Here is a 10,140-nt window from a genome sequence, read left to right as displayed (position 1 = left end):
CGCCCCGCCCCCGCCCCGCCGCCCCGCCGCCCCCGCCTGGCTGGCGGCTACGCAGGCTATGGAGGCGGGACTACCAGCGTGAGCGCCAGCCGCTCCGGTCACGTGGCGCGACCACCGCCGTGACCTCGCACGTGGACCGCCGCCTGGCCGGGCCGCTCCGGCGCCGTGCGGATCCCGGGCGTGGCCGTGGCGCTGTGCGGATCCCGGGCGTGGCCGTGGCGCTGTGCGGATCCCGGGCGTGGCCGTGGCGCTGTGCGGATGCTCAGTGTTGCCCTGACCGCCTCCAGGTTCCGCGCTCCGGTCCCGGGCTCGTCCCCTGAGCTGAATTGCCGACGCGAGCCCCAATATGCAACCAACGGTTGCGCGTGGTGGGGTGACCGGCTAGCGTGATGTGCAACCAAAGGTTGCAGGAGGATGTCATGGAGTTCGGGACGATTGAGCGGGAGATCTACGTCGACGCGGTGCCGGAGATCGTGTTCGAGGTGGTGAGCGATCCGGAGCACGTCAAGCAGTGGTGGCCGGACGATGCCCGGTACGAGCCGGTGGCGGGTGCGACCGGGGAGATCTCCTTCGGGGACACGGTCGAGTCGTTCACCGTGGTCGAGGCGCGGCCGCCGCGGATCTTCCGGTTCCGGTGGACGCACCCGGCGGGCGAGGCGGCCGCGGAGGGGAACTCGCTGCTTGTCACGATCGAGCTGACGGCCAAGGGTGACGGGACGCTGCTGCGGATGACGGAGACCGGCTTCCGTGAGATGGGCTGGGAGGTCGCCGTCCTGGAGGAGCAGTACAACTCGCACGTCAGCGGATGGGATTTCTTCCTGCCGCGCATCGCGCCGCACGTCGCGTCCATCCGGGTCCGGCCGTGAGCACCGTCGTCGACGACGATCTCTGGTCGGCGATCGGTGACCCGACGCGCCGCCGGATGCTCGACCTGCTGCTGATCGGTGACGGCGGCACCGCCACCACGCTCAGCCAGCAGATGACGGTCACCCGGCAGGCGGTGGCCAAACACCTCGCCGTCCTCGACCGGGCCGGGCTGGTCCGCTCGATCGCGGCGGGCCGGGAGAAGAGGTATCGGGTGGACGACGAGCAGCTCACCCGGGCGGCGGCCCAGCTGGCGTCGGTGGGACAGGCGTGGGACGCCCGCCTGCAGCGGATCAAGCGGATCGCCGAGGCGATTCAGCGGCCGTCCGCGAAATAGCCGAGGGGGTCGCCCCGGCGATGATGCCGGGGCGGCTGCCGCGATCATGAGGGGTGTGCGGCGGGTGCTGGTGGTGGCGATGTCGGGCGCGGGCAAGACGACCGCCGCCCGCCGCATCGCTGCCCGGCTGGACCTGCCGTTCCATGAGATGGACGTGCTCGCGCTCGGACCGGAGTGGTCGACCCGCCCGGCTCTCGAAAGCGACATCGCCGCGATCCTGCGCGAACCCGCGTGGATCTTCGACTCCTGGGGCTACCCGCAGGTCAGGGATGCCATGTGGGCGGCAGCGGACACCGTGGTCTGGCTCGACTACCCGCGCCGGGTGGTGCTGCCCCGCCTGCTACGCCGGTCGCTGCTGCGTTCCTGGCGGCGGGAGCCGCTGTTCGGCGGGAACGTCGAGCGGTGGCGGGACTGGTTCGCCTCCGCTCACCCGCTCTGGTTCGCCGTCCGCACGTTCCGGCAGCGCCGCACCTACCTGGCCGCACGCACCGCGCGGGAGAACCACCTGCGGATCGTCCGGCTCCGTTCCCCGGCAGCCTTCGAGACCTGGCTGCGCGAACTCGGCTAATCCGGTTGCGGGCGGATCGGACGGCCGGTAGAACTGGCGGCCTGACTACGAGAAGGGAGGGCTGACGCATGTACCGCATGGAAACCGCGCTCCCGCCCTCCGGGGATCTCGGCTGACCCGAGCCCGGAACCGGCGGGGCGCTCCTGACAACGGAGAACGCCTTGACTCAGCACGACAACGAGCACGAGCACGACAACGAGCAAGAGCACGACCAAGAGCTGGTCCTGCGCCCGATCACCGGGCCGGACGAGCTCGACCTGTTCACCTCTTTCCCGTACGTCTTGAACGCCGAGATCGGCAACGACCTCACCGCCGGGCGCCGGCATCCGGAATGGCTGTGGGTGGCCCTTCGCGGCGACCGCGTCACGGCCCGCGCCGGGTGGTGGTCGCGGCCCGGCGATCCGCAGCCGGCGCTGATGGACGTCTTCGACGTCGCCGAGGAACCCGATGGCGTACGCCTACTCGAAGCCGCCGCACCCGCCCGCGGTACGCCGCCCGACTACACCCGGTTCCTCGCACCGGACTGGCGTGACCACGGCGACCCCCGCTGGAAGAGCGTCCTCGAGAAGACCGGCGCACGCGTCTTCGTGGAGCGGCTGCGCCTCGAATGGCGGCCGGGCACCCCGGTCCCGCCGCCGAGTGGACGGCTGACGTTCCGCCCGCCGGACGACGCCGCCGAGCTGATCGACCTGATGACGCTGGTCCTGGAGGGCACACTCGACGCGCACAGCCGCGACGAGCTGAGCCGGATGACCGCGCGGGAGTCCGCCGAGCAGCAGTACCGCGAGGAGCTCGACCGCTACACGAGCCCGCACGACTGGTGGCGGGTCGCGACCCTGCCGGACGGTGAGCCGGTCGGTTTTGTCATCCCGGCGCACAACGGCTACAACCCGATCATGGCCTACATCGGTGTCGTGCCCGCCCACCGCGGCCACGGCTACGCCGACGAGGTGCTGGCCGCGGGCACGAGGCTTCTCGCCGGCCAGGACGTGCCCCGGATCCGGGCCTCCACCGACCTCGGCAACGCGCCGATGGCGGCGGCCTTCGCCCGGGCCGGGTACATCACCTTCGAGCACCAGATCGACATGACCTGGCGCTGACCCTGGCACGGGGCCGGGCCGCGCACCCGATGATCGGGCGTGCGGCCCGGCCGCCGAGCCGGACAACGCTCAGAGGCGCGGTTTGAGCAGCGTGATGCGGCCGGCCCCCAGTTCGGTCACATAGAGGAACCCGGTCGCCACGTCCTCGGTGACGTCGAGCGGCTGGCTGAAACCGGTCAGGCCCGTCAGCCCGGTGACCCGGTTGCTGAGTGCCCCCGACGGCGCCACGTCGAAGGTCTGGATGTCCTGGCCGGACGAGTACCGCACGACGAGCAGCTTCCCGTCCAGAGCACCGCCGAACGCGTTGCCGCGGTACTCGACGACCCCGTTGGCGGAGGCGTGCAGGCCCGCGTCGTACGTGCCGGCGAGATCGAAGTTCGGGTCCGGCAGGGTGCCGGCCGGGTAGGCGGGAACCTCGAACGGGTTGACCGCGGAGGTCGGGTTGCCGCCGGCCAGGACCCATTCGCAGCGCAGCGGGTTGGGGTGGCCGTAGTAGCGGCCCGCCTTCACGTCGAAGACGTAGTCGGTCTCGGCGGTGGGCACGCCGGTCAGGGCGGGCACGGCCGGGCCGGTGTAGCCGCGGCGGGTGCAGGCGGCGGGCAGGGTGGCCGGGGTCGCCGGTGTGTTGCCGCCGGCGGCCGAGCCGTTCGTCGGTGCGTACAGATGACCGTTGCGGTGCCAGACCAGGTCGAAGGCATTCCGTACGCCTGTCGCGTGCAGGGTGAGCGCCGCGCCGGTGGCGTACGGGTCGTAGGTGCCCCCGTCCTCGGTCTTGACGTTCAGCGGCAGGGTGGCGGGCAGACGGGCCGGGTCGAGGCGCAGGATCGCGGCACTGAGCAGCCGTTCCGGGCGGTTTCCCCAGGTGGAGTCGGCGGCGCCCATCGCGTTGTTGGCGCCCTGGCTGAGGTAGAGCGCGCCGTCCGGCCCGAATGCGAGCGAGTTCGTCTCGTGGTCCTTGACCGAGCGCGGCAGGCCGGTCACCACGGGCGTGTAGGTGCCCAGATCGGCACCGGTGAGGCGCCCGATGCGGCCGGACCAGTCGGGCACGTTGAGCGGGCCGACGTACTCGTAGTTGTCGGTCACCCACAGGATCGGCGCGGCGGCCGTCGACGCGGGATCGAAGACCATGCCGATGACGGTCCGGGCGGGTGCGCCGGGCAGGCTCAGGGCAGAGGCGTTGTCGCGTACGGAAGAAATGATCGTCGCTGTTCCGAGAGTCCCGTCCGGGTTGATCGGGAAGCGGAATATCCGCCCGTCCAGGGTGCCGGCGTAGAGCCGACCGTCCGGGCCCTTCACCACGGTGGTGAACGACGCGCCGGTGGCCACGCCGACGGTCTTGTCGAACGCGATCGGGCCGCCGACCGGACCGCCCGCGCCGGTGGTGAAGACGATCGAGTACGGTGCGAACGCCTTCCCGGTGACGTCCTTCACCCCGCTGGTCAGGGTGAACCGGTAGGCGGTGTTCGGCGCGAGCGCGGCCGTCGGGGAGAGGTTGACGACGTCACCGCCACCGCTGGTGATCGTGGTGGCCGGGACGCTCGCGCCGTCCGAGAGCCGGGTCAGCGTCACCGTGGACGCGGTCAGCGACGCCGCGGCGACACCGCCATTGGGCAGGACGAGATCCTCGACAACGCTCGTTGTCGTCGACACGGCTGTCGTCCCGTTGGCAGGTGTGCTCGACCGTACCGTCGGAAAAGCCCCCCAAGCGGGCACCGACACGATGTCGATGTAGTTGAACTTGGTGTTGGTCCCGCCGGACGGCGTCAGGGTGAGCCTGCCGTCGGTGACCCGGACTGTGCGCGTCGCTGTCGCGTGACGCGCCGCGGCCGTCGGCACGAAACCGGCGATCGCGTTCTGGTCCTCGACGTTCGCCCAGTGCACGCTGTTCACGGCGGTTCCGGCGTCGCCGACAGCGACGGTCACGGTGTAGAGACCGGCCGGCAGCGCGGCCTCCCACGCACCCGGCGTGGTCACGCCGCCCGATCCGGCCGGCAGTTGCGCGTGCATCAGCGTGGCCAGGCGGACATCGCTCTGCCCGGCCTCCGGATTGCGGTTACGGCCGTTTCCGATCAGAGAAGCGGGCGTACGCTCGCCGAGATCGACCCATCCGTAACCGCGCGCGGCCGTGTAGGCATCGCCGGAGTCCCGCACGTAGCCGGTGGGCGGCGCGGTCGCGGCGTCCGAGAAGTTGACCTTCAGCGTGCGGGCGGCGGGCGTCGCGGTGGCCGTGTTCGTCTGGCCCGACGCGTCCCTGACCTGATAGCTGTAGGTGGTCCCGTTCGTGACCGCGGTGTCCAGGTAGGACGTGCGCGCCGACGTGCCCAGCAGCGTCCCGTTCCGGAGAATCTGAAAGTCCCCGCTGCTCCCGGTCCAGCTCAGGGCCACCTGGCTGTCGCTCGCGGTGGCGGCCAGGGCGGCCGGCGGCTCGTCGGTGACCTGCGCGATCTCGACGTAGTTGAGCTTGGTGTTGGTGCCGCCCACCGCGTCCACGGTGAGCCGGCCGTCGGTGACGCTCACCGTGACGGTGGCCTGCCGGAACTCCGCGGCGGCGGTGGAGACGAACCCGGTGATCGCCGGCGTCCCCTCGACGCGGACGGTGTGCGAGCTGTCGTAGGAGGGCTGGTCACCCGCGGAGACGGTGACCTGGTAGCGGCCGGCGGAGAGCGAAAACTCCCAGGCGCCGGCGGTGGCGACACCGTTCGTGCCGCCGGTGTCGCCGTACTGGAGGTGGATGACGGTGTTGAGTCTCGGGTCGATGCCGGAGCGGGCCCGGTCGCGGGTGTTGCGGGTCAGGTCGAGGGGGGTGCGGTCGTCCTGCCGTACCCAGCCGGAGCGGCGGGCGGTGTCGAAGGCGGCGCCGGTGTCCGCGGTGTAACCGGCGGGTGTGGTTGTGGTGGCGGGCTGAAAGTTGACTTTCGCGATCGGAACTATTGCGGCGCGGGCCGGGGTAACCGGGACCAACACGGCGATTGCGGGGAGTAGGGCAACAGCGACTGTCCGAAGTCGACGCAGCATGCCGACAACCTGGCACATCCCCTCCCCGTCCCGCTGTCAGATATCCGTCCACCTAGATCTGTTGCACCCCCCGCCGCCCGCCCCGCAGCCCGCCCCGCCCCGCCGACCGCCCCGCTCACGCCCAGCCGGTCGGTTCAGCTGGTGCTGGGCGGGGGCATTTCGGGCGGCGGGCCCCGCTCACGTCCAGCTGGTTGGCTCGGCTGGCTCCCAGCGGGGGCATTTCGGGCGGCGGGCCCCGCTCATGACCAGCTGAACGGGTCGGCGGGGACGGGGGAGAGGCGGGGTAGGGTGGAGTTAGTTGAACGTGTTCAAGAAAGGGGGGCGGCTGTGTGGGTGCTGGTGAACCTGCTGGTGATGGTGGGGATGTTGGTGGTGGTGCCGGGTGGGTTGCGGCTGGTGGGGGAGCCGAAGCTTGACGGCGCCTGGCGGTGGTGGCTGGTGGGTGCGGCGCCGGCGGCGGTGAGCCTCTGGTTGCCGCGAGGGGTGGTGGCCGCGGGGCTGGCGTTGGGTTACCTGGTTGTGGCGGGGGCGCTTTGTGCGTACGCGATGGGGGTTGTCTGGCGTGCGAAGCGTGCGTGGATCTCGAAGGTTGCGGTGGTCACGGCTCTGGTGAGCCCGGGGATCGCGGCCAGTGCGCTGGTGGCGGAGCGGGCGGGGCATCGGCTTCTCGGGTTCGAGATGGGGGTGCTGGCGCTCACCGTGGCGCATTTTCACTTCGCCGGGTTCGCGGCGGCGCTGATCGCCGGGCTGCATCGGCGGGTCTCGCCGGGGCGGTGGGCGGATGTTGCGGCGCTGACTGTGCCGGCGGGGACGCTGCTGGTGCTGGGCGGGTACCTCACAGGGGAGGCGGCGGGGGAGTTCGTGGAGCTGGCGGGGGCCGTGGTGCTGACCGCCGGGATGTGGATCGTGGGATGGCTGACCTGGCGGCACGCACGCGACCAGTGGCATGGACGGGATTCAGGCCGGAAGCGCGACCGGCTGACGGGGGTGCTGCTGGGTACGTCGGCCGTGGTGCTGGTGGCGTCGATGGTTCTGGCGCTGAGCTGGGCGGCCGGACAGGCGACCGGGATCCCGCACCCGTCGCTGGGCTGGATGGCCGCCACGCACGGGGTCGCCAACGCGCTCGGGTTCGCGGTGTGCGGGGTTGTGGGGTGGCGCCGGGCCGTGCGACCAGGCGTCCCATCACGCCCGATCGTCCCGCCCGGCGTCCGTTCACGCCGAGCCGCCGGGCCCGGCGCCCCATCACGCCGAGCCGGGCGCGGCACCGGTGCCACCCCGCGTCAGATCACGTCCGGGCCTGGCGCCACCCCGCGCCGCGCAGGAGGCGGACTCGGCGTCACCCCGCGCCGGGCCGGATCGTGATCTGGCGCACGCGCCGGGGCGGAGTGCAGCCTCGGCGCCTCATCGCGCCGAGCCTGGCGGGGGCCCGGTGCGTGAGTTGTCCAGAGCCGCTGCAACATCGACGACCCTGATGCCGGAAGTATCGGCCTGTGCCCGCAAGCACGTCAACGGTCCATCGCAAAGATGTGTATAAACGCAGATGGGCGACTCCGAAAGTTCCGGAGTCGCCCACCGAAGGTCACGCGTTGCTGATCGCGGTCATCTCCTCGCGCGGGACGACCTTGACGCGCTTGCGGCTGTGCGGCTCGCCGAGGGCGATCTCGTGCTGGTCCAGCAGCTGCCAGCCGGCCCAGGTGGTCAGCGGCAGGCCGCGGCCCTTGAGGTAGGTGACGACCTCGTCCAGGCCGGGGCTGTCGGCCGCGTTCAGGCCGGACTTCAGGTCCTCGAGGAGGCTGGTGACGGTCTCGCCTGAGCAGCCCTTGGTGTGACCGATAAGGCCCACCGGACCGCGCTTGATCCAGCCGGCCACGTAGAGGCCGGGGATGTGCTCGCCGTCGAGGTCGAGGACCCGTCCGGCGTCGTGCGGGATGGTGCCGGTCGAGGTGTTGAACGGCAGGTCCGGCAGGGCGGTGCTGAGGTAGCCGACGGCGCGGTAGACCGCCTGGACGGGCCAGTCGGTGAGTTCGCCGGTGCCGCGTACCCAGCCGTCGCCGGTCAGCTCCTGCGTCTCGGTGCGCAGGCCGACGACCCGGCCGTCCTCGCCGAGCACCTCCACCGGGGCCTGGAGGAAGTACAGGTGCAGGCGGCGCGGGCGGTCGCGGGGGTCGCGTACCGCCCAGTTCTGCAGGATGTCGACGCACATCTTGACGTGCCGGGTCTTGCGTATCGCCTCGAGGCTGCCCTCGTCGAACTCGATGCCCTCCGGGTGGACGATCACCTCGACGTTCGGCGAGTGGTCGAGTTCGCGCAGCTCCTGCGGGGTGAACTTGACCTGCGCCGGGCCGCGCCGGGAGAAGACGTGCACGTCGGTGACCGGGCTTGCCTTGAGGCCCTGATAGACGTTGTCCGGGATCTCGGTGGTCAGCAGCTCGTCGGCGGTCTTGGCCAGGATCCGGGCCACGTCGACGGCGACGTTGCCGGCGCCGATGACGGCGACCTCCCTCGCCTCCAGCGGCCACTCGCGCGGGACGTCCGGGTGGCCGTTGTACCAGGAGGCGAAGTCCGCCGCGCCGTAACTGCCGCGCAGGTCGATGCCGGGGATGTCGAGGTTGCGGTCCTTCTCGGCGCCGGTCGCGATGATCGTCGCGTCGTAGAAGCGGCTCAGCTCCTCCGGCTTGACGTCCACCCCGTAGGCGACGTTGCCGAGGAACCGGATCCGCGGGTTGTCCATCACCCGGTGCAGGGCGTTGATGATCTCCTTGATCCGGGGGTGGTCGGGCGCCACGCCGTACCGGATCAAGCCGTAGGGGGTGGGAAGCTTGTCGAGGATGTCGACGGTAGCCGTCGGGTCGGCCTTGATGAGGTGGTCGGCGGCGTAGATGCCGGCCGGACCGGCGCCGATGACGGCAACCCGCAGGGGGCGATCCATGGTTGTGCTTCCCTTGCTCGCGCGGTCGAGTGCGGTGCGACTGTAAAACCTCAACCCCGGTTGAGATCAATGCGGCGATCCGCATCACACCGGACGTTCGCGACCGGGTCACGGCCGCGTCTTTCCAGGCCAGACCTTATTCCGTACGGGTAAGGGCGCCCTAAGTCACGTCGGCGGATGTGGGTGGCGCCACATTTCCCGTCCCGCACTACGGTCAGGTTCATGATCTCGGCGCTGAGTGGGTTCGTTCTCATCGGCGCGATCGTGGCGACCGGCTGGGCGCTGCGCCGCTGGGCCGGGCTGCCCGAGCGGACCGGTCCCCTGGTCGGCCGGGTCGTCTACCTCGTGCTGACTCCCTGCCTGCTCTTCACCGGAGTCGCCGCCGCCGACCCGGCCGTGCTCTTCACCCGGCCGCTGCTGGTCTCGACCGCCGCCGCGGTCACCTGCTTCACGATCTTCGCGCTGGCCTTCCGGAAACGCGAGGCGTCCGCCCGGATCCTCGGCGCGCTTGCCGGCGGCTACACCAACGCCAACTACATCGGCCTGCCGATCGCCACCTACGTCCTCGGCGACGCCACCCTCGTCGTGCCGATCGTGATGCTGCAGTTGCTGATCATCACGCCGCTGGCCATGCTGCTCCTGGAGTTCGCCACGACCGGCCGGGCGACCTGGCGCTCGGTGCTGCGACGCCCGGCACGCAACCCGCTGATCATCGCGGTGCTGCTCGGCGCCGCGGTCGCGCTGACCGGCCTGCGCCTGCCCGCCGTCGTCCTGGACCCGATCACCACGCTCGGCCAGGCCGCGGTCCCGATGGTGCTGCTCGCCTTCGGCATGTCCCTCTCCGGCCGCTGGCTCCTCGCCCCCGGCCCGGACCGCACGCCCACGATCGTCGCCGTCACCCTCAAGGCGGCCGGCATGCCGGTGATCGCGTTCGGCATGGCGCTGGCCGCCGGGCTGTCACGCGACGCCACCTACGCCGTGACGGTCCTCGCCGCGCTGCCGACAGCACAGAACATCTTCCTGTACGCCCAGCAGTTCCGCACCGGCATCGTCCTCGTCCGCGACGCGGTGTTCCTCTCCACGGTCGCGTGCGTCCCGGTGATGATGGTGATCGCGGCGTTGTTCGCGCTCTGACCCCGGCGTCGTTCGCCCGGCTGGTTGTGGGTGCTGTCCCCGCGGCCGGATAACCCCGCTGGCGGCCAGCTGGGTGGGTGGGCTGGTGCTGGGCGGGGTGTTTGGGCGGCGGGGGCCCCGCTGGCGGCCAGCTGGGTGGGTGGGCTGGTGCTGGGCGGGGTGTTTGGGCGGGAAGTGCCCCGCTGGCGGCCAG

The 10,140-nt window shown here is 71.4% G+C and carries 8 protein-coding genes; 6 read left to right on the top strand and 2 right to left on the bottom strand.

The window, feature by feature from the left end:
- Positions 1–419: 419 nt before the first annotated feature.
- The 4 genes from ACFQV6_RS43960 to ACFQV6_RS43945 all read left to right on the top strand — a co-directional run bounded on the left by ACFQV6_RS43960 (position 420) and on the right by ACFQV6_RS43945 (position 2,869).
- Positions 420–866: an SRPBCC family protein gene (locus ACFQV6_RS43960; RefSeq protein ID WP_378033693.1), complete on the top strand. Its 447-nt coding sequence runs from the start codon at positions 420–422 to the stop codon at positions 864–866.
- A complete protein-coding gene (locus ACFQV6_RS43955) occupies positions 863–1,201 on the top strand; it encodes an ArsR/SmtB family transcription factor (RefSeq protein WP_378033692.1) in 339 nt (112 codons plus the stop codon). The genes ACFQV6_RS43960 and ACFQV6_RS43955 overlap by 4 nt, the downstream gene beginning before the upstream one ends.
- Positions 1,202–1,256: 55 nt before the next feature.
- Positions 1,257–1,769, top strand: a complete 513-nt coding sequence (locus tag ACFQV6_RS43950; RefSeq protein WP_378033691.1) for an AAA family ATPase — start codon at positions 1,257–1,259, stop codon at positions 1,767–1,769.
- 161 nt (positions 1,770–1,930) lie between these two features.
- On the top strand, positions 1,931–2,869 hold the full coding sequence (locus ACFQV6_RS43945) for a GNAT family N-acetyltransferase (protein ID WP_378033690.1): 939 nt from the start codon (positions 1,931–1,933) through the stop codon (positions 2,867–2,869).
- Between the two features lie 69 nt (positions 2,870–2,938).
- On the opposite strand, the gene ACFQV6_RS43940 is transcribed toward ACFQV6_RS43945, so the two are convergent.
- A complete protein-coding gene (locus ACFQV6_RS43940; RefSeq protein WP_378033689.1) occupies positions 2,939–5,884 on the bottom strand; it encodes an Ig-like domain-containing protein in 2,946 nt (981 codons plus the stop codon).
- A gap of 327 nt (positions 5,885–6,211) precedes the next feature.
- Between ACFQV6_RS43940 and ACFQV6_RS43935 the strand changes: the two genes are divergently transcribed.
- Positions 6,212–7,246, top strand: a complete 1,035-nt coding sequence (locus tag ACFQV6_RS43935; RefSeq protein ID WP_378033688.1) for a YndJ family protein — start codon at positions 6,212–6,214, stop codon at positions 7,244–7,246.
- Positions 7,247–7,463: 217 nt separating this feature from the next.
- Here ACFQV6_RS43935 and ACFQV6_RS43930 read toward each other — a convergent pair whose 3' ends face one another.
- Positions 7,464–8,813: an FAD-dependent oxidoreductase gene (locus ACFQV6_RS43930; protein WP_378033687.1), complete on the bottom strand. Its 1,350-nt coding sequence runs from the start codon at positions 8,811–8,813 to the stop codon at positions 7,464–7,466.
- Positions 8,814–9,035: 222 nt separating this feature from the next.
- Here ACFQV6_RS43930 and ACFQV6_RS43925 point away from each other — a divergent pair, with 222 nt between their 5' ends.
- Complete coding sequence (locus tag ACFQV6_RS43925; RefSeq protein ID WP_378033686.1) at positions 9,036–9,947, top strand: AEC family transporter; 912 nt, start codon at positions 9,036–9,038, stop codon at positions 9,945–9,947.
- Positions 9,948–10,140 lie beyond the last annotated feature (193 nt).

Origin of the sequence: Actinoplanes sp. GCM10030250 (assembly GCF_042666575.1) — a bacterium.
Classification (GTDB): domain Bacteria; phylum Actinomycetota; class Actinomycetes; order Mycobacteriales; family Micromonosporaceae; genus Actinoplanes.
The sequence above is the reverse complement of the archived record's forward strand: the minus strand, read 5'-3'. Positions and strand labels throughout refer to the sequence as shown.

Coding starts and splice junctions, on each gene's coding strand:
- ACFQV6_RS43960 (WP_378033693.1), top strand. CDS start 420: ATGGAGTTCGGGACGATTGAGCGGGAGATCTACGTCGACGCGGTGCCG.
- ACFQV6_RS43925 (WP_378033686.1), top strand. CDS start 9,036: ATGATCTCGGCGCTGAGTGGGTTCGTTCTCATCGGCGCGATCGTGGCG.
- ACFQV6_RS43930 (WP_378033687.1), bottom strand. CDS start 8,813: ATGGATCGCCCCCTGCGGGTTGCCGTCATCGGCGCCGGTCCGGCCGGC.
- ACFQV6_RS43940 (WP_378033689.1), bottom strand. CDS start 5,884: ATGCTGCGTCGACTTCGGACAGTCGCTGTTGCCCTACTCCCCGCAATC.